Source organism: Mycolicibacterium canariasense, from assembly GCF_002101555.1.
Lineage (GTDB): Bacteria > Actinomycetota > Actinomycetes > Mycobacteriales > Mycobacteriaceae > Mycobacterium > Mycobacterium canariasense.
On the sequence record NZ_LQOL01000081.1, the window covers coordinates 101417 to 123246 of the forward strand.

The window sequence follows — 21830 nt, forward strand, 5'->3', positions numbered from 1 at the left end:
AGTATCGGGGGTGCCGTGACTTAGGGTTGTGTGGTGTCCGAGTCCGGTACCGCCGATATCGACGGGGTCGAAAGCGATCTGATCGCTGGCGAGGCCAGCGCGGAAGCGGCCACCACGCCGCCCCCACCGCCGCCGCCGGATTTGACCGCGGCCGCGTTCTTCGACGTCGACAACACCCTGGTGCACGGTTCGTCGCTGGTGCACTTCGCGCGCGGGCTGGCCGCCCGCAAGTACTTCACCTACCGGGACATCCTCGGAATCGTCTACGCGCAGGCCAAGTTTCAGTTCACCGGCAAGGAGAACAGCGACGACGTCGCGGCCGGGCGGCGCAAGGCACTGGCCTTCATCGAGGGCCGCTCCACCGCCGAGCTGGCGGAGCTGGGCGAACAGATCTACGACGAGATCATCGCCGACAAGATCTGGCCGGGCACCCGGGCGCTGGCCCAGATGCACCTGGACGCCGGCCAGCAGGTGTGGCTGGTCACCGCCACCCCGTACGAGCTGGCGGCGACCATCGCCGACCGGCTGGGCCTGACCGGTGCGCTGGGCACCGTCGCCGAATCGGTCGACGGGGTGTTCACCGGCCGGCTGGTGGGTGACATCCTGCACGGCAGCGGTAAGGCGCATGCGGTCCGCGCGCTGGCCATCCGGGAGGGTCTCAACCTGCGCCGCTGCACGGCGTACTCGGACAGTTTCAACGACGTGCCGATGCTGTCGCTGGTGGGCACCGCGGTGGCGATCAACCCCGATGCCGCGCTGCGCGACGTTGCCCGGGAGCGCGGCTGGGAGATCCGTGACTTCCGCACCGCGCGCAAGGCGGCCCGCATCGGGGTGCCATCCGCGCTGGCCCTGGGTGCGGTCGGCGGGGCGCTGGCAGCGGTTGCGTCCCGTCGCCGCTGATAGGCTCTCCCGCCATGGGCCTTGCGGACGACATCATCGGAACCCACTACCGCTACCCCGACTATTTCGAGGTGGGCCGGGAGAAGGTCCGCGAGTTCGCCACCGCCGTCAAGGACTTCCACCCCGCGCATCACTCCGAAGCGGGCGCCGCCGAGACCGGCCATGACACCGTCGTCGCGTCGCTGACCTTCCTGGCGGTGGCCGGGCGGCGCGTGCAGCTCGACCTGTTCGAGAACTTCGACGTGCCGATCAACCTGGAGCGGGTGTTGCACCGCGACCAGAAGCTGATCTTCCACCGGCCGATCAAGGTCGGCGACAAGCTGTGGTTCGACTCCTACCTGGATTCGGTGATCGAATCCCACGGCACGGTGATCTGCGAGGTCCGGGCCGAGGTGACCGACGATGCCGGCGCTCCGGTGGCCACCAGCATCGTGACCATGCTGGGCGAGGCCCAGATCGACGAGGCCAACGAGGTCAGCGCCCAGATCGCCGCCGCCCGCGACGCCGCGATCGCGAAGATGGTCGCAAGCCAGAAGTCCTAGCCCAGGAAGGTGTTCCGCCTGGCCGCCAGCAGCTGATACAGGGTGTGCTGGATGGTCTCGCGGACGTGGTCGGTCAGTTCGAAGGTCACCATCGGATCCTCGGCCGCCGACTCGTCGTAGTCCGCGGTGGGGATGGGCTCACCGAACTGGATGTGCCACTTCGACGGCAGCGGCACCACGCCGAGCGGGCCGGCCAGCGGGAACAGTGGCGTGACGGGGAAGTACGGCAGCCCGAACAGCCGGGCGAGCAACTTGATATCGCCGATCTTGGGGTAGATCTCCTCGGAGCCGACGATGGAGCACGGCACGATGGGCACCTGGGCCCGCAGCGCCGCCGAGACGAACCCGCCGCGACCGAAGCGCTGCAGTTTGTAGCGGTCCTTGAACGGCTTGCCCAGGCCCTTGAAACCCTCGGGGAACACCGCCGTCAGCTCACCGGCGGCCAGCAGCCGGTGCGCGTCGGAGGTGCACGCGACGGTGTGGCCGGCCTTGCGCGCGGCCTGACCCACCACCGGCAGGTCGAACACCAGGTCGGCCGCGAGCAGTCGCAGATCCCGGTGCAGCGGATGGTGATCGTGCACGGCGACCGAGGCCATCAGCCCGTCGAAGGGCAGCACGCCGGCGTGGTTGGCCACGATCAGGGCGGCGCCGTCGCGCGGAAGGTTTTCGATCCCGCTGACTTCAACCCGGAACCATGACGTGAAAAGCACTCGCAGCATTGGCATTACGACCGCGTTGGTCAGGTGCGGGTCGAAGCCGAACTCGTCGACGGTGTAGTCACCGGTCATCCGCTTGACGGCGAAATCGGCGATCGCGGTGATGACCCTGGACAGTTCGTTGGGAGTGTCCTGTTCGTCTGCCGTGCCGGCGCCGCGGTGCTGGTCGATCTCGCGCACCACCGCGGCGATCTGCTCGGCGGAGGCACGGGTCCCCGGATCGGTCAGCAGTGAGGGATGCCGGCGCACGCTGTCCGCACGCTGCGCGGCGCGGCGCTGCGCGGCCGCCGACCGACCCGAATTCGAGTGCAGCGGAATCACTTTGGCCTTTGATTCACCCGCCACGTAGCCACCTTCTCCCCGCCCCGTTGGAGTGTCCGACCCGACTTGTCGCTACCGTCCCCATCGCTGCGCCGCAGATACGGCGCGACTCTCCATTGAGCGTACCCATTTCGGGTCGATGATCGGCGTCAAACTACGACCACGCACGTAGTCGTCGAATGCCTCCACAGTGGTCCACTTGGGCAGGTAGCCTAGGTCGTTTCGCATCCGCGCGGTGTCCATCACCCGGCCATAGCTCAAGTAGTTCAACTGCTCGCGATCGAGTTCAGTGTAACTTGTTGCGCGCCTCAGTGAGTCGACGAGTTGTAGCGCCTGCCGCGGCATCGGCAGCGCGACCCGGCCCGAGCGCCGGATCGCCTGACTCATCATGATGATGCCCGAGGCGCCGATGTTGAAGGTGCCGGCGCGGCCGGCGATGGTGGCGCGTTCCAGCGCGCCGAGCGCGTCCTGCTCGTGCAGCAGTTGCAGCCGGGCGTCGTGTCCGAGCACCGAGGGCACCACCGGACCCGCGAGATACCGCGACAGCGCGGTGTCCATGGCCGGTCCGATCATGTTGGCCAGCCGCAGGATCGTCAGGGCGATATCGGGCCTGCGCCTGGCCAGGCCACGCGCATACCCCTCGATGTCGATGCTGTCCCTGGCGAAGCCCTCACCCAGCGGCCGGCGCGCACTCTCGTCCTCGGTGAACAACACCGGATCTCGGGCGCTGGATCCGTAGACCTCAGAGGTCGACTTGAGCACCACCCGTTGCACGGTCGGAGCCTTCTGGCATGCCGCGAACAGCTGGATCGCGCCCATGACGTTCAGCTCTTTGAGCGTGGCCCGACCGCCGGCCCGCGGCGCGTAGGACGCCGCCGCGGCGTGCACGACGGTGTCGACGTTGCCGTTGCGGATGACCTTCGCGATGAACGGGTTGCGGATATCGGCGCGGACGAACTCCGCGCGACCCATCCGGCGCAGCAGGTCTTTACTCGGTGCGATGGCGTCGACCGCGATGACGTGATCGATCGCCGGGTTCTGGGCGAGGCGCGCCGTCAGGTAGCCGCCGAGAAACCGGCACGCACCGGTGACCAGTACGACCTTGGGGCCCGTCGCCGAGCCTCCAGTGCCCCTGGTGTCACCGCTGTCGCCGGATCCCTGCGCATCCATCGGGCGAGCCTACCGAGAAGCGCGAAAGACTACTTACCGAGTTTTCTGCGCTGAACCCGTGTACGGCGAAGCAGCTTGCGGTGCTTCTTCTTCGACATGCGCTTACGCCGCTTCTTGATGACTGAACCCATGAACTCCGCTACCTACCAATGAAGGAACTGACCGGGTCACCTTACCCGCCAGGCCTGCCAGAGCGGAAAACGCGCCCAGCCGACCGTCAGCCGGCGCTGAAGTACGACGTCTCCAGCAGGTCGTGGACAGCCTTCGCGTGCACGCGGAACGACCGGCCCACCCGCACGGCCGGCAGCTCACCGTTGTGCACCAGCCGGTAGACGGTCATCTTGCTGACCCGCATCAGACTGGCCACTTCGGCAACGGTCAGAAATTGAGCTTTGGGCTGGCCTTCGCCAGCCGAATCCCGCGCCGATGGCCCGTTCATTGACGTCATCGCAACCCAATCCTTAAGGCACGGCCAGTTCCAGCGGCTTCCCCACCGCTGGCACGAACGCGTGCATACAACGAGGAGAATAGCGTGGCCATTGGGGTTATTGCGACGGGTGTGGGGTAATCCGTCCGAAATTCTTGAATTACTCTGATGTAATTCCGAGCTGCTCAGAGCGTGTTTTCGCAGCTGCCACCGCGTTGGCGACCGCGGCCCGCAGGCCCCCGCGTTCCAGTTCACGCAGCCCAGCGGCGGTGGTACCACCCGGTGAGGTCACGATAGCCCGCAACTGTGCCGCTGTGGTGTCCAATGCGGCATCTGGTGCACTGTCGAGGCGGTCCAGCAGCATCGCGGCCGACCCCGCCATGGTCTGCGCCACCAGATCGGTGGCCACCGCACGTGGCAAACCCGCATCGACCCCGGCGTCGACCATGGCCTCGACCATCAGGAAGAAGTACGCCGGGCCGGATCCCGACAGCGCCGTCACGGCATCGAGCTGCGCCTCCGGCACGGTGAGCACCCCGCCGACGGTGTCGAAGATCGCCGACACCTCCTTGAGTTGCTCCTCGGTGGCGAAGCGGCCCCTGGACAGCGCGCTGACGCCCCCGCCGACCACCATCGGCGCATTGGGCATCACCCGGATCACCGGGGCGCCAGCGGGCAGCTTGGACTCGTAGAACGACGTGCTGACGCCGGCGGCCACGCTGACGACCACCTGCTCGGCGCTGTCGTCGTCGGCCTTGCCGACGGCCTCGGCGATCTCGGCCAGCGCCGAGTCCACGTCGCCGGGTTTCACCGCGACGATCACGTAGGTGGCGTTCTCGGCCGCATCGGCGACCGAGGTGACCAGCACCGAGTAGGTGTCGGACAGGTATTGGGCGCGCTCGGCGAACTTCTCCGCGACGACCAGGTCCTTGACGTGGCGGCCGGCTCGTAACAGTCCCGAGAGCAGCGCTTCACCGATGCTGCCCCCGCCGATGATTGCAATCCTTGACACGGGCAAAGCATTGCACGCGCGGCGCCGCCGGGGCACCGTGGGCGGCCGTCAGCGCAGCAGATGTTGCCTGGCGAAGCTCAGCGATTCGACGAGCAGCGCCTCCCGCTCGGCGGCGGTGCGGGCCTGTGAGGTGGTGACCTCCAGAATGACGTGCCCGGTGAAGTCGGAGGCGGCCAACATCCGGCAGATCTCCGCGGCGGGCTGGGTGCCGCGGCCGGGCACCAGGTGCTCGTCGGTGGACGCGCCGCTGCCGTCGCACAGGTGCAGATGCGCCAGCCCCGCACCCATCCGTTGCGCCATGTCGATGGCATCGGTGCCCGCGGTGGCGCTGTGCGACAGGTCGAGCGTGTAGTGCGCATGGCCGCCGTCGAGCGGGTCGTAGGACGGTGCGAAGGCCGAGATCGCCGGGCCGGGCCGGCCACCGCGCTTGCGCATCCGCTCGATCGACGGCGCCCCGGGGCCCCAGAACCGGTCGGCGCGGAACGGGAACATGTTCTCCACCGCCACCAGCACGTCGCTACCGCGCTCCAACTCGGCGACCTGCTCGGCGAAGCCCTCGGCGTACCGCCGTTGCCAGCGGAACGGCGGGTGCACCACCACCGTCTGGGCACCCAGCTGCTCGGCGGCGCGCACGCTGCGCTCCAGTTTGGGGATCGGATTGGCGCCCCACACCCGCTGCGAGATCAACAGGCACGGCGCGTGCACGGACAGCACCGGGATGCCGTAGCGCTGTGAGAGGGCGTCGATGGCATCGATGTCCTGGCTGACCGGTTCGGCCCACACCATCAGCTCGACCCCGTCGTAACCCAGGCGGGCGGCGTAGTCGAAGGCGGCTTCGGTCCGCAGCGGGTACACCGAGGCGGTGGACAGGCCGACCTTGATGGCAGGGCGCACCGGTCAGGTGGACTGCAGCAGGGCCAGGGGGCCGAGCGTCACCAGTGCCCCGACGGCCACCGCGATCAGGGTGCTGGCGATGTCCTCGGTTCTGCGCACCACGCGCACCCCGACCACCAGGCCCAGGATGACCAATACCGACAGCACCAGGGCGACGATGTTGTTCCATTTCCACAGCTGGTCGAAGGCCACGAACAGGCCGGCACCGAACAGCACCGCGAAGATGCTCTGCGCGACGATCCACACCCCGTGCAGGAACGGCGACCGGCTGGTGGCCGGCTGCGCATCGGCTTCCTCGGTGCCCTCCTGACCGGGCTCGTCGGTCACCACCGCGGTGTCGGTCAGCGTGGCCGCGGTGTCCGGGCCGCCCAGATCGACGTCCTCCGAGCGGGGCACCCGGGACAGGTACGACGGGAACGCCGACGGCAGGGCGCCCGTGCCGTCGGTGGCAGCGCCCGCCTCCGGGTCGACGTCCGTGAGATCGACGGCGGCGAGCTCGTCGTCGTCCAGCGGGTCCGGGCTCATCTCCTCGGCACCGCCCGCGGGCAGGGCGGCCGAGCGGCGCAGGCCGTGGTGCGTGTGGTGCGGTTCGGGCTCCGGCTCGGGTTCAGCCTCAGGTTCGGGTTCGGCCTGGGCGGTGTCCGGACCGTCCTCGGCGACCTGGGGCTGTTCCAGTACCGATTGGGCTTCGACGGCGACCTCGGCTTCGGCCGGCACCGCGGGCTGCTCACCGGGCGCCTCGACGTGGCCGTTATCGGTAGCGGTGTCGGTGGCGGTGTCGATCGCCTCGTGCTCGTCGGTGTGATAGTTGACGATCGGGATCTCGCCGGTGAGCTCGGCCACGGTGACGGCATCGGCGTTACCGCGCCGGCGGCGTCGCCGGCCGCCCGGCGACGGGGCGCCGATGCTGCCGTTCTTCGCCAGCAGCTCCGCCACCGAGATGGGGCGGGTGCTGGTGGTGTCGTTCGGTTCTGTCATCGTCTGTTGCCTTTGGGCAATGGTGTCTCCACCAAGGCTGTGCCGTCGGCCTCACTGTCGAGTTTCCGCAGGATGAGGCCTTCCCGCAACGCCCAGGGGCAGATCTCCACCTGCTCGATACCCAGCGCGCGCATGCTGGCTTCAGCTACCAGGGCTCCGGCCACGATCTGTGGCGCCCGTTCGGCACTCACCCCCTCCAACTCGGCTCGGTCGGCCGTAGTCATCCTAGAGATGAACGCTATGAGCTGCCGCAATCCCGCGGCGGTCAGGGTGCGTTTGACCCGCGGCCCGGCCGCCGAGGGGGCCGCGCCGGTGAGCCGGGCCAGCGAACGGAACGTCTTGGACGTGGCGACCGCCAGATCGGGGCTGCCCGCCGTCTGGATCGTCGACCCGGCCTCCGACATCTCGGTGGCCAGCCAGTCCCGCAGCGCGGCCACCTTGCGCCGCCCCGGCGGATCGTCGGCCAGCCACTCCCTGGTCAGCCGGCCGGCCCCCAACGGCAGCGACAACGCCACCTCCGGCTCCTCGTCCACCCCGCTGGACAACTCCAGTGAGCCGCCGCCGATATCGATGTTGATGATCCGGCCTGCGCTCCAGCCGTACCAGCGGCGCACCGCGAGGAACGTCAGCCGGGACTCGTCCACCCCACTGAGCACCCGCAGCGACACCCCGGCCTCGGTCTGCACCCGGGCCAGCACGTCCTCGGAGTTGGTGGCGTCGCGCACCGCGGAGGTGGCGAAGGCCATCAGTTCGGCGCAACCCGAGCTGGTGGCGATGCTGGCGAACTCGGTGACCGTGTCCACCAGCTTGTCCGCCCCCTTGCGGGTGAGCTTGCCCGAGGAGTCGATCGACTCGGCCAGCCGCAGCGCGGCCTTGGTGGAGCTCATCGGTGTCGGATGGCCGCCGCGGCGCGCGTCGACCACCAACAGATGAACCGTATTGCTGCCTACGTCGAGCACGCCCAATCGCACGCGGACCACGTTAGTGGGTTTACCGTTTACTCCCGTGAGCACATCGCACGTCGGCGGTTTGGGTAACGAGGTCGAACTGGACTTCGCCCGGGAATGGGTGGAGTTCTTCGACCCCGACAATCCCCAGCACGTCATCGCCGCGGATATGACCTGGCTGTTGTCCCGGTGGACGTGTGTGTTCGGCACACCGGCCTGTCAGGGCACGGTGGCCGGCCGCCCGGACGACGGTTGCTGCTCGCACGGCGCGTTCCTGTCCGATGACGACGACCGCGCCTCGCTCGACGACGCGGTGCAGCAGCTGAGCGCCGACGACTGGCAGTTCCGCGACAAGGGGCTGGGCCGCAAGGGCTACCTGGAGATGGACGAGTACGACGGCAAGCCCAACCTGCGCACCCGAAAGTACAAGGGCGCCTGCATCTTCCTGAACCGGCCGGGTTTCGCCGGCGGTATCGGCTGTGCGCTGCACAGCAAAGCGCTCAAGCTGGGTGTGGAACCGCTGACCATGAAGCCGGAGGTGTGCTGGCAGCTACCGATCCGGCGCACGCAGGAGTGGGTGACCCGCCCGGACGGCACCGACATCCTCAAGACCACGATCACCGAGTACGACCGGCGCGGTTGGGGCGAGGGCGGTGCCGACCTGCACTGGTACTGCACCGGCGACCCGGCCGCCCATGTCGGCGCCCGGCCGGTGTGGGAGTCCTACGCGCCCGAGCTGACCGAGCTGCTCGGCGAGAAGGCCTACGCCGAACTGGCCGCCATGTGCCGGCGCCGGGGCATGCTGGGGTTGATCGCCGTGCACCCGGCCACCCGGGCCGCGGAGTAACCCGCCTAGCCCTCCAGCTTGTAACCCAGGCCGCGCACGGTGACCAGGTGCACCGGGTTGGCCGGGTCGGCCTCGATCTTGCTGCGCAGCCGCTTGACATGCACGTCCAGGGTCTTGGTGTCGCCGACGTAATCGGCACCCCACACCCGGTCGATGAGCTGACCGCGGGCGAGCACCCGGCCGCTGTTGCGCATCAGGTACTCCAGCAGGTCGAACTCCTTGAGCGGCAACGTGATCGGTTCGCCGTTCACGCTGACGACGTGCCGCTCCACATCCATGCGCACCGGGCCGGCCTCCAAAATCCCGTCGCCGGAACCGGTTTCGTCGGTGTCGGCACCGCGACGCAGCACCGCGCGGATGCGGGCGATGAGCTCACGCGCCGAGTACGGCTTGGTGACGTAGTCGTCGGCGCCCAACTCCAGGCCGACCACCTTGTCGATCTCGCTGTCCCGCGCGGTCACCATGATGACCGGCACGCTGGACCGCGACCGCAGCTGCTTGCAGACGTCGGTGCCGCTCATGCCCGGGAGCATCAGGTCCAGCAGCACGATGTCCGCACCCGCCCGCTCGAATTCCGCCAGCGCGGACGGGCCGTCGCCCACCACGGTGGCCTCGAACCCCTCCTTGCGCAGCAGGAAGGCCAGCGGATCAGCCAGGGACTCTTCATCTTCCACGATCAGGACACTGGTCATCGGTTCGTCGTGCCTTCCGTCGCGTCGTGGCTGAAGTCTTCCACGATCAAAACACTGGTCATCGGTTTCGTCAGTCCTCTCGGTCGTCTCGCTCGTACGAGTCGTCGGTGTCGGGGTAGGCCGGAATCGACAGGGTGAACGTCGAGCCGGTGCCGGGCTGGCTCCACAGCCGGATGGTGCCGTTGTGGTTGGCCGCGACATGTTTGACGATCGCCAGGCCGAGCCCGGTGCCGCCGGTGGCGCGGGACCGGGCCTTGTCCACCCGGAAGAACCGCTCGAAGACCCGCTCCTGATCGGCCCTGGCGATACCGATACCGCGGTCGGTCACCGCGATCTCGATATCGTTGCCGCGCCTGCGCCGGCTGATCGACACACTCGACCCGTTCGGGGAGTACGCGATGGCATTGGACACCAGATTGGCGATGGCCGTCACCAACAGACCCTGGTCGCCGAGGACCCGGTAGCCGGTCGGGGCGTCGGTGGTGATCGAGATGTCGGCGTTGTCGGCCGAGACCTTGTGCCGCGACAGCGCCTCGGAGACGACGGTGTCCACGTCGACGACCTCGAGATCGGGTAGCGGCTCGGCACCCTGCAGCCGGGACAACTCGATGAGCTCGCCCACCATGCTGGCCAGCCGGTGCGATTCCACCAGCATCTTGTCGGCGAACCGGCGCACCGTCTCGGGATCGTCGGCCGAGGCCAGCAGCGCCTCGGCCAGCACCCCCATCGCTCCGACAGGGGTTTTCAGCTCGTGGCTGACGTTGGCCACGAAGTCCCGGCGGGTGGCTTCCATCCGCGCCTGCTCGGACTGGTCCCCCACGAACACCACCGCGAACCGGCGGTCCTCCTCGGTGAGCAGCCGCACGTGCCCGCGCACGGACAACCCGGACCGGCCGGTGACCGCGCGCTTGCGCGGCGACAGGTCGATATCGACGTCCTCGCCGCTGGACAAGCAGCGCTGCACGGCCTGCCAGGCGCGTTCGTCGAGCAGGCGGTCGCGCACCAGCCCGAGTTCGGCGGCCTGGTCGTTCATGTAGACCACATCGCGGAAGGCGTCGACCACGACGATGCCCATCGGTGAGAGGCCCACCACGTGGCTGAGCATCTGGGAGACGGTGATCCCGCCCTCTTCGGCATCACGGCGCGCTCGGCGCTGCTGGCGGACCCGGGAGATGACGGTTCCCGCCGCCACGCCGATCCCGAGCGCGAGCAGCGTCACGGCTGCCGTCAGCAGCAGCACGGATGCCACACTCACGCGAAAATCGTACGCATCCGGTGAACGTCATCCCAGCAGCGTGCGGCCAAACCGGGACATGTCACACAAGCAAACACAGGAGTTCGGCCCGCGTTCACCTGAGTTAACCCGCTATTTGCCGGGCTATTTCTTGGCACCCTGCGCGGCCACCGCCGCCGCGCCCGCCGCGGCGGCCTCCGGATCCAGGTACTGACCGCCCGGCACCGTGGGCTTGAGATCTGCGTCCAGGTCGTAGCGCAGCGGTATGCCGGTGGGGATGTTCAGGCCGACGACCTCGTCGTCGGACATCCCGTCCAGGTACTTGACCAGCGCGCGCAGCGAGTTGCCGTGCGCGGCGATCAGCACGGTCTTGCCCGCCTTGAGGTCGGGCACGATGGCCTGCTCGAAGTACGGCACGAACCGGGCCACCACGTCGGCCAGGCATTCGGTCAGCGGTCCGCCGCCGATGTCGGCGTACCGCGGGTCGGCGTCCTGGCTGAACTCGCTGCCCTTCTCGATGGGCGGCGGCGGGGTGTCATAGCTGCGGCGCCAGGCCATGAACTGTTCCTCGCCGTACTTGGCCAGCGTCTCGGCCTTGTCCAGGCCCTGCAGTGCGCCGTAGTGCCGCTCGTTGAGCCGCCAGTCCCGGTGCACCGGGATCCACAGCCGGTCGGCGGCGTCCAGCGCCAGATGCGCGGTGGTGATGGCGCGGCGCAGCAGTGACGTGTACAGCACGTCGGGCAGCACACCCTGTTCGCGCAGCAGCGTGCCGCCGCGCACCGCCTCGGCCCGGCCCTTGTCGGTCAGGTCGACATCGACCCATCCGGTGAACAGGTTCTTCTCGTTCCACTGGCTCTCGCCGTGGCGCAGCAGGATCAGGGTCGCCATGACGGGCATTCTGTCACGAGTCGTCGTGGTCGATCAGATGCGCGAAGGCCTGCAGGTTCTTCAGGGACTCCCCGCGGGCCACCCGCCATTGGTACTCCTTCTCGATGGACGAGCGGAAACCCAACTCCAGCAACGTGTTGAAGTCCGAGTCGACCGCCTCCAGCACCTGGCCGAGCACCCGGTCGATCTCGTCGGCGGTGACGGTCTCCAGGGCCATCCGGCCCACCAGGTAGATGTCGCCGAGGTTGTCCAGGGTGTAGGCGACGCCGTAGAGCCTGCGGTTGCGCTTGAGCAGGAACCGGTACACCCCCTCGAAGTTCTCGTCCGGTTTGCGGCATACGAACGCCTCGACCCGCACCGAGTGCTCACCGATGCTCAGGATGGTGTTGGTCTTGAGCCGCCGTTCCCCCGGCAGCGCCACCACCAGCCCGGGCAGCCCACCGTGCGCACCCTGGTGGTGGGCGTACTCCAGCTCGTGCTCCTGCAGCGTCGCCTCGATGAGGTCTTGCACAGGCGTCGCGGTCACAACCGCACCCCCCGGCGCATGCTGAACCGCCGCCCGCTGCGCCGCGCCGTCGCATCCCGGCGCGGGTGCCGCGCCCGGTAGTCGGCGATGGCCCGGCCGTAGCTGCCCAGCAGGGCGTCCACGGTGTGCGCCCAGGAGAAGCTGGCGGCATGCGCGACGGCCGCGGCGCCGAGGCGTTCCGGCCCGCTGGCCAGCAGCGCGCCGATGGCCGCGGCCCAGTGCTCGGGGTCGTGGCCGTCGACCAGGGCACCGGTCACGCCGTCGCGCACGGCGACCGGCAGGCCGCCCACCGCGGCGGCCACCACCGGGGTGCCACAGGCCTGCGCCTCGACCGCAACCAGCCCGAAGGACTCCGAGTAGCTCGGCACCGCGACCAGGTCGGCGGCGCGGTAGACGTCGACCAGTTGGGTGCGCGACTGCGGCGGCAGGAAGGTGACCCGGTCGGCGATGCCGAGCCGGTCGGCCAGTTGCATCAACCCGTCGGGGGCGGCCAGCCCCGACCCGGACGGTCCACCGGCCACCACGACCCGCACGCCCGGCAATTCGGCCACCGCGCGCAGCAGCACGTCGGGTGCCTTCAGCGGCTGGATACGGCCCACGAAGGCCACGATCGGTTCGGCGGGATCCAGCCCGAGCGCGGCCCGCGCGGCGCGCTTGTCGCCGGGTGTGAAGACCTCCAGGTCCACCCCGGGGTGCACCACGTCGATCTGGGCGCGGGTGGCGTGGTGCAGCGAAACCAGTTGTTGCGCTTCGAGTTCGGTGTTGACGATGAGGCGGTCCGCCTCGTCGACCACCTGCTGTTCACCGATCGCGCGCAGCGCGGGCTCCGGGGTGTCGCCGGCCGCCAGCGACGCATTCTTCACCGCCGCGAGCGTGTGCGCGGTGTGCACCAACGGCACCGCCCATCGGTCCCGGGCCAGCCAGCCGACCTGACCGGACAGCCAGTAGTGCGAATGCACGATGTCGTAGTACCCGGGTTCGTGGTTGGCCTCGGCGCGTAGTACCCCTGCGGTGAACGCGCACAATTGCGTCGGCAGGTCGTTCTTGTCCAGCCCCTCGAACGGACCGGCCACCACGTTGCGCACCAGCACACCGGGCGCGACCCGCACCACGGGCTCGTCCGCCGAGGACGTCGCCCTGGTGAAGATCTCCACGTCGACGCCGCGCCGAGCCATTTCCAGTGCGGTCTGCAGCACGTAGACGTTCATCCCACCGGCATCGCCGGTGCCGGGTTGGGCCAGCGGCGACGTGTGCACCGACAGCACCGCCACCCGCTTGGCCACCGGAGCGGCCACGGCGCTCAGTTCGGTTGGAAGACGCACATCGACATGTCTACACCCCGGGCGTCACGAGCTCGCCACGACGCAGCGCAGCGCGGCGCATGGCGGCGATCGGGTCGGCGTAGAGCCCGCCCAGGGACACCACACCGGCGCCGGCCTCCTGGACACGGTTGCCGAACGCGGTGACCCGGATATCCCGGGCCGGCAGCACCGACCGCGCGACGAACGCCCGCTCCAGCACCTCCATGCCCTCCGGGTACTCGGTGAAGGCCTGCCCGCCGACCACCAGGTCGTCGGGGTTGAGCATGTCGCGCAGCAGGGCCACCGCCTCGCCGAGCACCCGGGCACGCTCGTTGAGCAGGGTGCGGGCGCCGTCGTGTCCGGCCCGGGCGGCGCGCAGCACCGCGGTCAGTGTCGACGCCGGCCCCTCGGCCGGGATGATGCGCTGGGCCCGGGCCGCCGTGAGAACCGCCTCGTCACTGACCGTGGACTCCAATTGCCCACTGCCGCCCAGCAATTCGGATTTCACCGGGAGCGCGGCGATGGTGCCGGGGCCGCTGGCCGGCGAGTGCACCCGGCCGCCGATGGACAGCGCGTAACCGACCGTTTCGCGGGCGTAGACGTACAGGCTGGTGCCGGTCTGGGTACCCGGCCGACGCACCCCGAGCAGCAACTCGGCGCCGGCCATCGCGTCGACGTGCGAGGCCACCGACACCGGTAGACCCAGCGTCTCGGCCAGCACCGGGCCGACCGGCGCCCCCGACCAGCCCAGCCGCGGGTGGTCGAGGTAACCGGACACGCTGTCGACCACCCCGCCGGCGGCCACCCCGACCCACAGCGGGCGCCTGCGGTGCCAGCGGCTCAGGTAGCGCCGGGCGCTGCCGGCCAGCGAGGCCAGCGCGGCATTCTGCGCGCCGCGCGGGGTGGGCGTCTCGACGACGTCGAGGGTGCGGCCGAACAGATCGGTCGCCACGATGCTGGTGGTGCGGGCGCCGATGTGCAGGCCGAGGGTGAGGAACGGCTCGTGGTTGACCTCGACCGGGACGCGGGGCCGGCCGATGGCGCCCGAGACCGCCAGATCGGCGCGCTCGCGCAGCACACCGGCATCCAGCAGGGCGGTGACCTGCCGGTTCACCGTGGCGATGCTCAGTCCGGTGGTTCGGGCGATGACGTCGCGGGCGATCGGTCCGCGCTGGCGGGCGGCGCCGAACACGGCGGCGGCGGCCACGTCGGCGACCTTCAACGACGGGGCGACGATGTGGTGCCGGGCCAACAGGGCGCGTTTGGCGTGGGCCTTGGCGTTGACCACGGACGGGGCGGCGGTGGCGGAGGAAGCGGTGATGGTGGCGGTGCGCATAGCGGGGGTCCTTGGCCGAAGTCGGGTGGAGGTGGGGGCTTCTGCCACACCGTCGACGTCAGCGAGGACGAAAGGGTCCGCTAGAACAGTCGGGCGCGGCGGGATGCGCAACAACAACACGCACGCCGCACGAACATCACCGGACTGGTCTGCAACACACGGTGAACGTAGCACGGCAACTAAAGTTCGGGACATGACTTCCTCTCCAGCCACCCCTCGCGTCGCCGTGGTCACCGGCGCCAGTTCCGGCATCGGGGCCGCGACCGCGAAAACCCTTGCCGGACTTGGCTTTCATGTGGTTTGCGTGGCCCGCAGGGCCGACCGCATCGAGGCGCTCGCACGGGAGATCGGCGGGTCGGCGATTGTGGCGGACGTCACTTCCGAGGCGGACGTCAACCGGCTCGCCGAGACCCTGGACGGGGTTGCGGTGCTGGTGAACAACGCCGGCGGGGCCAAGGGCCTGGCGCCGGTCGCCGATGCCGACCTGGACGATTGGCGGTGGATGTGGGAGACCAACGTGCTGGGCACGCTGCGGGTGACCCGGGCGCTGCTGCCCAAACTCGTCGACTCCGGCGACGGGCTGGTCGTCACCGTCACCTCGATCGCGGCGTTCGAAACCTATGACGGCGGCGCGGGCTACACCTCGGCCAAACACGCCCAGGGCGCGCTGCACCGCACGCTGCGCGGTGAACTACTCGGAAAACCGGTGCGGCTCACCGAGATTGCGCCCGGCGCGGTCGAGACCGAGTTCTCCCTGGTGCGGTTCAAGGGCGACCAGGGCCGCGCCGACGCGGTGTACCAGGGCATCACCCCGCTGGTGGCCGAGGATGTCGCCGAGGTGATCGGCTTCGTCGCGTCCCGCCCCGCGCACGTCAACCTGGACCAGATCGTGATCCGGCCGCGTGATCAGGCTCCGCACGGGCGGTTCAACCGCCGGGTGTAGCGGCCGGACTGGTCGACGGGGGCGTCGTGGTCGTCGGCGTGCCCGACAGGGTGGGGGCGTCGGTCGGCGTGGCCGGCGCCGAGGCCGGGATGTCCTTGGGCGGCTTCTGCGAGCTCAGCGCCGACATGGCCTTCCACTCGTCCCAGGACACCGCCCAGTCCCAGATGTCGCCGTCGGCGTAGGACAGGTCGATGCGGGTGCCGGTGACCTCGACCGGATCGCCGTACACCGCGCTGTTGAAGTACTGCTGCGAGTTCTCCAGGTTCAAGTTGATGCAGCCGTTGGTGACGTTGGTGTTGCCCTGCGCGCCGACGCTGTTCGGATTGCAGTGGATGAACTCGCCGTTGTTGGAGATCCGGACGGCGAACCGCTCGTGCACGTTGGCGTACCCGGCGGCCGGGTTGGTCATGTAGAAGTCCTCGTACTTCTCGGTGACCACGTGGATGCCGCTGCGGGTGACGTTGCGGTCCAGGTCGCCCTCGCCGTAGCTGCACGGGAAATCCATGATGACGCCCTCGTCGGTGATCACCTGTATCCGGTGACTGGACGCCTCGGCCTTGACCACCTGGCGCCGGCCGATGCTGATGTCGAGCGTGGAATCCGTTGCACCGTAAGCATCTTCACCGAACGGCACGCCGTAGAGGGCGGCCCGCACGTTCACCTTGGTGCCGGCCGGGTAGTACTCCCTGGTCCGGTAGTGCACCCGGGAGCCGCCCACCTCGTCGGGCAACCAGGCCCAGCTGCCCTCCACGGCCGGGGTCGTGGTGACCTTCAGCGCCTTCTCGATACCGGCCCGGTACTTGTCGTCGATGGCCGCGTCGAACTGCAGGATGATCGGCGCCGCGACACCCACCACCTGGCCGTCGGCCAACTGGAACTGGCCGTTCACGGTGGTGGTCGGGTTGACCGTGGTGAAGCTGCCCTCGACCGGCACGGCCTTGCCGTCGCGCCCGACCACCGACCCGGCCCAGGTGTACTGCACGCCGTACCCGAGCGGCTCGGTCACCGTGAATCCGGTGCGGTCCTGGTTGAGCGCCCCGGCCACGGCCTTGCCCGCGGCGTTGGTGAGGCTGATGTGCTGGAACCACCCGTCGCTGACCGAGACGCCGATCGGCGAGGTCGGCACCACGTCGTCGGCCTTGTCGACCGGGGTGTAGGTGATCACCGGGGTCGGCGGCGGGGCCGCGGACTCGGCGTGGGGGCTGATCGATTTGCCCGCACATGCGGCCAGCAGACCGGCACTGCCGGCGGCGAGCACGGTGAGGGCACGCCGCCGATTCACTAGCGGGGACGTCTCACCTGCAGGGCTCACGTGGATCAAGGGTACCTAGAGCCGGCACCCAAGCAGAATCGGCTCGGGTGTGAGCTCGATCCCGAAATGGTTGCGCACCCCGTCGCGCACCGTCCTGGCCAGCTCGACCAGATCGGCGGAGGTGGCACGGCCCCGGTTGGTGAGGGCCAGCGCGTGCTTGGTGGACAACGCCGCTGCCGCGTCCGGACCGGGGAATCCCTTGCCGAATCCGGCCTGTTCGACCAGCCAGCCCGCGGCCAGTTTGACCCCGTCGGGCGCGGGGTAGTTGGGCACCCGGCCCGGGTGAGCGGCCCGGATGCGCTCGAAGACCGCCGGCTCGACGACCGGATTGGTGAAGAACGACCCGGCGCTCCAGGTGTCGTGGTCGCTCGCGTCGAGCACCATGCCCTTGGCGGCCCGCAGCTCCAGCACGGCGTCGCGGACCCGGACCGGGTCGGTTCGATCCCCCGCCGTCACGCCCAGCGCGGTGGCCAGCTCGCCGTAGCGCAGCGGCGCGCTGCGGCCGTCGGGATCGAGCGCGAACTCGACCTCCAGCACCACCGCCCGCGACGAGTTCTTCAGGACGCTGTGCCGGTAGCCGAAGCCCAGTTCGGCCGGCGCCACCCAGCGGTCGTCCCCGGTACGACGGTCCAGCAGCCGTATCCGGGAGATGGTGTCGGCCACCTCGGCGCCGTAGGCGCCCACGTTCTGCACCGGCGTCGCGCCTGCCGAGCCGGGGATGCCGGACAGGCATTCCAAGCCGCCCAGCCCGTGCGCCAGGGCCGTGACCACCACGTCGTCCCAGCGCGCCCCGGCCTGCGCGCGCACGGTGGCGCCGGTGACGGTGATCTCGGTGTTGGCCACCGCCACCACGGTCAACCCGGTCAGATCGTCGGCCAGCAGCACGTTCGAGCCGCCGGCCAGCACCAGTACGTCGTCGGCGATGGGCAGCGCACGCAGCACGCCGACGAGTTTCTCGGTGGTGTCGCAGGTGATCAGGCGGTCGGCCACCGGACCGACCCGCAGGGTGGTCAGCGGTGCCAGCGGGACGTCGTGGGCAACCGCCGCGCCCACGAAAGACTCACCGATCACGGGGGGTAACGGTAGCGTGGACGGCATGCCACGTTCATTCGACCTGGCAGCCACCTACGAATACCCCGCCGCCGACGTGCACGCGGCGTTCTCCGAGAAGCAGTACTGGCTGACTCGGTTGGAGAAGTCCGGCTGCGACGAGATCTCACTGGACGTGCTGGAGACGGCCGCCGACGGCGGTATCGAGGTGGTGACCACCCAGACCGTCCGGCCCACCAAGTTGCCCGCGCTGGTCACCCAGTTCCACCGCGGCGACCTCACCCTGATCCGCGAGGAGCGCTGGACCCCGCTGCTCGGCGCGGAGTCCGGGGCCGGCCGCGCCACCGCGACCATCAAGGGTGACCTGCCCGGCACCCCGGCCAGGGTCGAGGCCACCGCGACGCTCTATGACACCACTGACGGAACCTGCGGCGCGCGCGGCGATGTGCACGTCACCATCGAGGTGAAGATCCCGCTGGTGGGCGGGAAGCTGGAGAATTTCATCGGTGGTCACCTGATGGAGATGCTGCGGTTGGAGCAGGTCTTCACCAGCGAGTGGATCAGGGATCACGGCTGAGCAGGCCGGTCGGCTCGCCGCAGGGTAGACCGGTCGGCTCGCCGACGCGTGGCACCACGGGCTACAACCGGCTGCGCCGCAGCGACCGCTGGCTGGTGCACTCGCCCGCCGTCCGCGCGGCGCTGCTGGCCGCCGCGCAGCCGCTCGTCGTCGACCTCGGCTACGGCGCGCTGCCGGTCACCACCGTCGAGCTGGCCGCCCGGCTGCGCGCGGTCCGGCCCGATGTCCGGGTGGTCGGCCTGGAGATCGACCCGCAGCGGGTGGCCACCGCGCGCGCGGCGGACACCGGCGTCGAATTCGAGCTGGGCGGATTCGAATTGGCCGGCCTGCGGCCGGTGCTGGTACGTGCCTTCAACGTGTTGCGCCAGTATCCGGTGACCGAGGTGGACAGCGCCTGGGAGCAGCTGCGCACCCGACTGGCCCCCGGCGGGCTGATCGTCGACGGCACCTGCGACGAGCTGGGCCGGCGCTGCTGCTGGGTGCTGCTCGACGCGTCGGGCCCGGTCAGCCTGACCCTGGCGTGTGATCCGTTCGCCATCGACCGCCCGTCCGATCTGGCCGAGCGACTGCCGAAGGTGCTCATCCACCACAACGTTGCGGGCCAGCCGATCCACGACCTGCTGACCGCGGCGGACCGCGCCTGGGCGGCGGCCGCCGGGCAGGGCGTGTTCGGCCCGCGGGTGCGCTGGCGGGCGATGCTCGACGCGCTGCGCGGCCAGGGACTGCCGGTGCAGCCGTCGCGCCGGCGGCTGCGCGACGGAGTGCTCACGGTGCCCTGGCAGGCCGTCGCGCCGCACTAGGCTGGATGGCATGCGGATTGCCCTGGCACAGATCCGGTCCGGCATCGATCCGGCCGCGAACCTGGAGGCCGTCACGCGGTACACCCGCGAGGCCGCCGCGGACGGGGCCGCCCTGGTGTTGTTCCCCGAGGCCACCATGTGCCGGTTCGGCGTGCCGCTGGCGCCGGTGGCCGAGCCGCTGGACGGCCGCTGGGCCGACGGGGTGCGCGCCGTCGCGCAGGAAACCGGGATCACCGTCGTCGCCGGGATGTTCTGCCCGTCGGGTGACGGGCGGGTCACCAACACACTGGTCGCCTCCGGCCCGGGCGTTGAGGCGCACTACGACAAGATCCACCTCTACGACGCGTTCGGGTTCGCCGAGTCCAAGACCGTGGCGCCGGGCACCGAACCGGTGGTCATCGACATCCGGGGCGAGCGCAGCGACGGGGGAAAATCCGACGGCGTCAAGGTCGGCCTGACGCTCTGCTACGACGTCCGGTTCCCCGAGCTCTACCTCGAGTTGGCCGACCGCGGCGCCCAGCTGATCACCGTGCACGCGTCCTGGGGCACCGGCCCCGGCAAGCTGGACCAGTGGACCCTGCTGGCCCGGGCCCGCGCCATCGACACCACCGCGGTGGTGGCCGCGGTCGACCAGGCCTACCCCGGGGACGCGATCGCCGCGCTGGGCCCGACCGGGGTCGGCGGCAGCCTGGTGGCGTCGGCCCTGGGCGAGATCGTGCAGGCCGCGGGGGCCGAACCGCAGCTGGTGGTGACCGATATCGACCTCGACGCCGCCGCCCGCGCCAGGGAGACGATCGCGGTGCTGCGTAATCGCACGCCGTTCGCTAAGGCACAATCGACAGCGTGACCGATCCCTGGGCTCAACCCACCGAAGCAGCGCCCGCCGGGCCTCCTGCCGGCGCGGGAGCTCCGCTGCCGCCACCGCCGCCCGGCGCCGAGCCACCGAAATCCTTCGGCGCCAAGGTCGCGGGCCTGTTCCGCGATCCGCTGTCGATCGTGCTGGTGGTGGTCATCGTGCTGGCCCTGGTGGTGGCCGGTGCCGTGGGTTCGGAGCTGGTGGCCCGGCACATCGCCGACAAGACCGTCACCCAGATCACCTCCTGCGTGGTGCAGGACAACGTCGACGTGTCGTTCGGCAAGACCCCGTTCTTGCTGCAGCATCTGGCCAAGCACTACAACAACATCACGGTGACCACCGCGGGCAACAGGATCCGCGAAGCCGACGGGATGAAGGCCCAGATCATCATCAACGACGTCCGGCTGACCGGAAACCAGAACGCGCCCGGCACCATCGGCGCGCTGGACGCGAACATCACCTGGACCGCCAACGGCATCAAGAACACCATCCAGAACCAGATTCCCCTGGTCGGCAGCTTCGTCAGCAGCGTGAGTACCCATCCCAGTGACGGCACCATCGAACTGCAGGCCGCACTCGGCAGCATCGTCGTCAAGCCGGAGGTGCAGAACGACAACCTGACCCTGGCGGTGCAGAGCCTGTCCGGTCTGGGCTTCATGCTGCCCCGCGAGACGGTGCAGCCGGCGCTCGACGCGTTCCTCGATCAGATCACCAAGGACATTCCGCTGGGTATCCACGCCGAGAGTGTGCAGGTCACCGACTCCGGGGTGACCGCGAAGTTCGTGACGCGCAACGCGACGATGCCCCCGGGCCGCAGCGGTCAGGGCGGCGATCCCTGCTTCGCCGGGCTGGACTAGAACGGTTCCTCGGTGCCGCCGGGGTTGCACCCGGCGGCGAACATGGCGGTGTCGCTGACCTCCGGCCGCCACGGCTCCAGATTCCAGCTGGTCTTGCCCGGCTCGGCGATCTCGGCGTACTGCCAGTGGCACAGGAACTGGGCGTACATTCCCGGCAGATCCGCGTCGGGCGCGTCGGCCAGTACCTCGGCCCAGGCCGCGGCGGCCTCGGCGAGCGTGCCGGGGCGGGCGGACTCGGCCCGGGCGGCCGGGGTGGGATAGACCCGCAGGCTGGACAGGTCGCCCCATTTCACCCATCGGGTGTGGTCGACGTAATGGCCGTCGGCGTGGGCGACCGGTGCCGCGCACAGCGTCGCGGCCGCCACCGCGAACGCCGCGATCAGCGGGCGCATCGCGGGTCGGCCGTCAGCGCGACTTGCCTTGGATCTCAAGGATCTTCGGCCGGACGTCGACGAGATAGACGCCCGCCGCGCAGGCGCAGATGGCCGCGCCGAACGCGTCGCGCATCAGCAGGGCCAGCAGCACGCCGACCCCGAGGATCAGCAGCCACACCGGCTTGGTGAGCTTGCCGGTGGCGGTGTAGGCGTCGGGCCGTTGCATCGCCGCATGGACGAACGAGTACACGCCGACCAGGACGACGATCCCGACCAGCACAAATAGGATGGCACCCGCCAGGTCTGCAAGCATCACACCTGCAGCCTAGG

General features: G+C 69.7%; 26 protein-coding genes. 8 read left to right on the forward strand and 18 right to left on the reverse strand.

Features of this window, described 5'->3' with window-relative positions; translation table 11 throughout:
- Positions 1–33 precede the first annotated feature (33 nt).
- Together AWB94_RS28220 and AWB94_RS28225 are read left to right on the forward strand one after the other, a co-directional pair.
- Positions 34–900 carry an HAD family hydrolase gene (locus AWB94_RS28220; protein ID WP_062658755.1) on the forward strand — a complete coding sequence of 289 codons (867 nt, stop codon included), beginning with the start codon at positions 34–36 and terminating at the stop codon, positions 898–900.
- A 14-nt stretch (positions 901–914) separates the two neighbouring features.
- A complete protein-coding gene (locus AWB94_RS28225; RefSeq protein WP_062658518.1) occupies positions 915–1442 on the forward strand; it encodes an FAS1-like dehydratase domain-containing protein in 528 nt (175 codons plus the stop codon).
- On the opposite strand, the gene AWB94_RS28230 is transcribed toward AWB94_RS28225, so the two are convergent.
- From AWB94_RS28230 to AWB94_RS28265, 8 genes are all read right to left on the reverse strand, one after another.
- On the reverse strand, positions 1439–2503 hold the full coding sequence (locus AWB94_RS28230) for a lysophospholipid acyltransferase family protein (RefSeq protein ID WP_062658519.1): 1065 nt from the start codon (positions 2501–2503) through the stop codon (positions 1439–1441). The genes AWB94_RS28225 and AWB94_RS28230 overlap by 4 nt on opposite strands.
- Before the next feature lie 48 nt (positions 2504–2551).
- Positions 2552–3649, reverse strand: coding sequence for an NAD-dependent epimerase/dehydratase family protein (locus tag AWB94_RS28235; RefSeq protein WP_062658520.1), 1098 nt, complete (start codon positions 3647–3649; stop codon positions 2552–2554).
- Between the two features lie 29 nt (positions 3650–3678).
- Complete coding sequence (locus AWB94_RS28240) at positions 3679–3780, reverse strand: 30S ribosomal protein bS22 (RefSeq protein ID WP_003402602.1); 102 nt, start codon at positions 3778–3780, stop codon at positions 3679–3681.
- A gap of 86 nt (positions 3781–3866) precedes the next feature.
- Positions 3867–4097, reverse strand: a complete 231-nt coding sequence (locus AWB94_RS28245) for a cell division/environmental response transcriptional regulator (RefSeq protein WP_024453219.1) — start codon at positions 4095–4097, stop codon at positions 3867–3869.
- A gap of 139 nt (positions 4098–4236) precedes the next feature.
- Positions 4237–5088: a pyrroline-5-carboxylate reductase gene (gene proC / locus AWB94_RS28250; protein ID WP_062658521.1), complete on the reverse strand. Its 852-nt coding sequence runs from the start codon at positions 5086–5088 to the stop codon at positions 4237–4239.
- 48 nt (positions 5089–5136) lie between these two features.
- On the reverse strand, positions 5137–5982 hold the full coding sequence (locus AWB94_RS28255) for a sugar phosphate isomerase/epimerase family protein (protein ID WP_062658522.1): 846 nt from the start codon (positions 5980–5982) through the stop codon (positions 5137–5139).
- A 3-nt stretch (positions 5983–5985) separates the two neighbouring features.
- Positions 5986–6960, reverse strand: a complete 975-nt coding sequence (locus AWB94_RS28260; RefSeq protein ID WP_062658523.1) for an Rv0497 family membrane protein — start codon at positions 6958–6960, stop codon at positions 5986–5988.
- Complete coding sequence (locus AWB94_RS28265) at positions 6957–7931, reverse strand: Ppx/GppA family phosphatase (protein ID WP_062658756.1); 975 nt, start codon at positions 7929–7931, stop codon at positions 6957–6959. The genes AWB94_RS28260 and AWB94_RS28265 overlap by 4 nt, the downstream gene beginning before the upstream one ends.
- A gap of 34 nt (positions 7932–7965) precedes the next feature.
- On the opposite strand from AWB94_RS28265, the gene AWB94_RS28270 reads away from it, so the two are divergent.
- A complete protein-coding gene (locus AWB94_RS28270; protein WP_234811913.1) occupies positions 7966–8754 on the forward strand; it encodes a DUF3109 family protein in 789 nt (262 codons plus the stop codon).
- Between the two features lie 5 nt (positions 8755–8759).
- On the opposite strand, the gene regX is transcribed toward AWB94_RS28270, so the two are convergent.
- The 6 genes from regX to AWB94_RS28300 all read right to left on the reverse strand — a co-directional run bounded on the left by regX (position 8760) and on the right by AWB94_RS28300 (position 14731).
- The gene (gene regX, locus AWB94_RS28275) at positions 8760–9446 is read right to left on the reverse strand and encodes a two-component sensory transduction protein RegX (protein ID WP_062658524.1); all 687 of its coding nucleotides are present in this window, start codon (positions 9444–9446) and stop codon (positions 8760–8762) included.
- A gap of 70 nt (positions 9447–9516) precedes the next feature.
- A complete protein-coding gene (locus tag AWB94_RS28280) occupies positions 9517–10701 on the reverse strand; it encodes a sensor histidine kinase (RefSeq protein ID WP_062658525.1) in 1185 nt (394 codons plus the stop codon).
- Between the two features lie 123 nt (positions 10702–10824).
- On the reverse strand, positions 10825–11568 hold the full coding sequence (locus AWB94_RS28285; protein WP_036401282.1) for a phosphoglyceromutase: 744 nt from the start codon (positions 11566–11568) through the stop codon (positions 10825–10827).
- Between the two features lie 13 nt (positions 11569–11581).
- Positions 11582–12094, reverse strand: a complete 513-nt coding sequence (locus AWB94_RS28290; RefSeq protein WP_062658526.1) for a type III secretion system chaperone family protein — start codon at positions 12092–12094, stop codon at positions 11582–11584.
- Positions 12091–13398 (reverse strand): D-inositol-3-phosphate glycosyltransferase, encoded by a 1308-nt coding sequence (gene mshA / locus AWB94_RS28295; RefSeq protein WP_109762487.1) that lies wholly within the window; start codon positions 13396–13398, stop codon positions 12091–12093. The genes AWB94_RS28290 and mshA overlap by 4 nt, the downstream gene beginning before the upstream one ends.
- A gap of 28 nt (positions 13399–13426) precedes the next feature.
- Positions 13427–14731 carry an ROK family protein gene (locus AWB94_RS28300; protein WP_109762460.1) on the reverse strand — a complete coding sequence of 435 codons (1305 nt, stop codon included), beginning with the start codon at positions 14729–14731 and terminating at the stop codon, positions 13427–13429.
- Positions 14732–14924: 193 nt separating this feature from the next.
- Here AWB94_RS28300 and AWB94_RS28305 point away from each other — a divergent pair, with 193 nt between their 5' ends.
- Positions 14925–15674, forward strand: a complete 750-nt coding sequence (locus AWB94_RS28305) for an SDR family NAD(P)-dependent oxidoreductase (RefSeq protein WP_062658528.1) — start codon at positions 14925–14927, stop codon at positions 15672–15674.
- Here AWB94_RS28305 and AWB94_RS28310 read toward each other — a convergent pair.
- Positions 15658–16986, reverse strand: coding sequence for a L,D-transpeptidase (locus AWB94_RS28310; RefSeq protein WP_062658759.1), 1329 nt, complete (start codon positions 16984–16986; stop codon positions 15658–15660). The genes AWB94_RS28305 and AWB94_RS28310 overlap by 17 nt on opposite strands.
- A gap of 15 nt (positions 16987–17001) precedes the next feature.
- Entirely contained in the window at positions 17002–18057 is a 1056-nt protein-coding gene (locus tag AWB94_RS28315; protein WP_409365985.1) for a UDP-N-acetylmuramate dehydrogenase, read from the reverse strand.
- Positions 18058–18082: 25 nt separating this feature from the next.
- Between AWB94_RS28315 and AWB94_RS28320 the strand changes: the two genes are divergently transcribed.
- From AWB94_RS28320 to AWB94_RS28335, 4 genes are read left to right on the forward strand one after another with little or no spacing between them, the layout of a single operon-like run.
- Positions 18083–18613: a DUF2505 domain-containing protein gene (locus tag AWB94_RS28320; protein WP_062658530.1), complete on the forward strand. Its 531-nt coding sequence runs from the start codon at positions 18083–18085 to the stop codon at positions 18611–18613.
- On the forward strand, positions 18592–19413 hold the full coding sequence (locus tag AWB94_RS28325) for a class I SAM-dependent methyltransferase (RefSeq protein ID WP_234811914.1): 822 nt from the start codon (positions 18592–18594) through the stop codon (positions 19411–19413). The genes AWB94_RS28320 and AWB94_RS28325 overlap by 22 nt, the downstream gene beginning before the upstream one ends.
- A gap of 10 nt (positions 19414–19423) precedes the next feature.
- Complete coding sequence (locus AWB94_RS28330) at positions 19424–20260, forward strand: carbon-nitrogen hydrolase family protein (protein ID WP_084395366.1); 837 nt, start codon at positions 19424–19426, stop codon at positions 20258–20260.
- Positions 20257–21126, forward strand: a complete 870-nt coding sequence (locus tag AWB94_RS28335; protein ID WP_062658532.1) for an LmeA family phospholipid-binding protein — start codon at positions 20257–20259, stop codon at positions 21124–21126. The genes AWB94_RS28330 and AWB94_RS28335 overlap by 4 nt, the downstream gene beginning before the upstream one ends.
- On the opposite strand, the gene AWB94_RS28340 is transcribed toward AWB94_RS28335, so the two are convergent.
- Entirely contained in the window at positions 21123–21518 is a 396-nt protein-coding gene (locus AWB94_RS28340) for a DUF2599 domain-containing protein (protein ID WP_062658533.1), read from the reverse strand. The two genes, AWB94_RS28335 and AWB94_RS28340, sit on opposite strands and share 4 nt — an antisense overlap.
- 13 nt (positions 21519–21531) lie before the next feature.
- Positions 21532–21816 carry a DUF2516 family protein gene (locus AWB94_RS28345; protein ID WP_024453238.1) on the reverse strand — a complete coding sequence of 95 codons (285 nt, stop codon included), beginning with the start codon at positions 21814–21816 and terminating at the stop codon, positions 21532–21534.
- Between the last annotated feature and the right edge of the window lie 14 nt (positions 21817–21830).

Excerpts from the sequence above, each read along its gene's own strand:
- AWB94_RS28225 (WP_062658518.1), top strand. The coding sequence starts at position 915 with ATGGGCCTTGCGGACGACATCATCGGAACCCACTACCGCTACCCCGAC.
- AWB94_RS28235 (WP_062658520.1), bottom strand. The coding sequence starts at position 3,649 with ATGGATGCGCAGGGATCCGGCGACAGCGGTGACACCAGGGGCACTGGA.
- AWB94_RS28240 (WP_003402602.1), bottom strand. The coding sequence starts at position 3,780 with ATGGGTTCAGTCATCAAGAAGCGGCGTAAGCGCATGTCGAAGAAGAAG.
- AWB94_RS28245 (WP_024453219.1), bottom strand. The coding sequence starts at position 4,097 with ATGACGTCAATGAACGGGCCATCGGCGCGGGATTCGGCTGGCGAAGGC.
- AWB94_RS28260 (WP_062658523.1), bottom strand. The coding sequence starts at position 6,960 with ATGACAGAACCGAACGACACCACCAGCACCCGCCCCATCTCGGTGGCG.
- regX (WP_062658524.1), bottom strand. The coding sequence starts at position 9,446 with ATGACCAGTGTCCTGATCGTGGAAGATGAAGAGTCCCTGGCTGATCCG.
- AWB94_RS28285 (WP_036401282.1), bottom strand. The coding sequence starts at position 11,568 with ATGGCGACCCTGATCCTGCTGCGCCACGGCGAGAGCCAGTGGAACGAG.
- AWB94_RS28300 (WP_109762460.1), bottom strand. The coding sequence starts at position 14,731 with ATGCGCACCGCCACCATCACCGCTTCCTCCGCCACCGCCGCCCCGTCC.
- AWB94_RS28305 (WP_062658528.1), top strand. The coding sequence starts at position 14,925 with ATGACTTCCTCTCCAGCCACCCCTCGCGTCGCCGTGGTCACCGGCGCC.
- AWB94_RS28320 (WP_062658530.1), top strand. The coding sequence starts at position 18,083 with ATGCCACGTTCATTCGACCTGGCAGCCACCTACGAATACCCCGCCGCC.
- AWB94_RS28330 (WP_084395366.1), top strand. The coding sequence starts at position 19,424 with ATGCGGATTGCCCTGGCACAGATCCGGTCCGGCATCGATCCGGCCGCG.
- AWB94_RS28340 (WP_062658533.1), bottom strand. The coding sequence starts at position 21,518 with ATGCGCCCGCTGATCGCGGCGTTCGCGGTGGCGGCCGCGACGCTGTGC.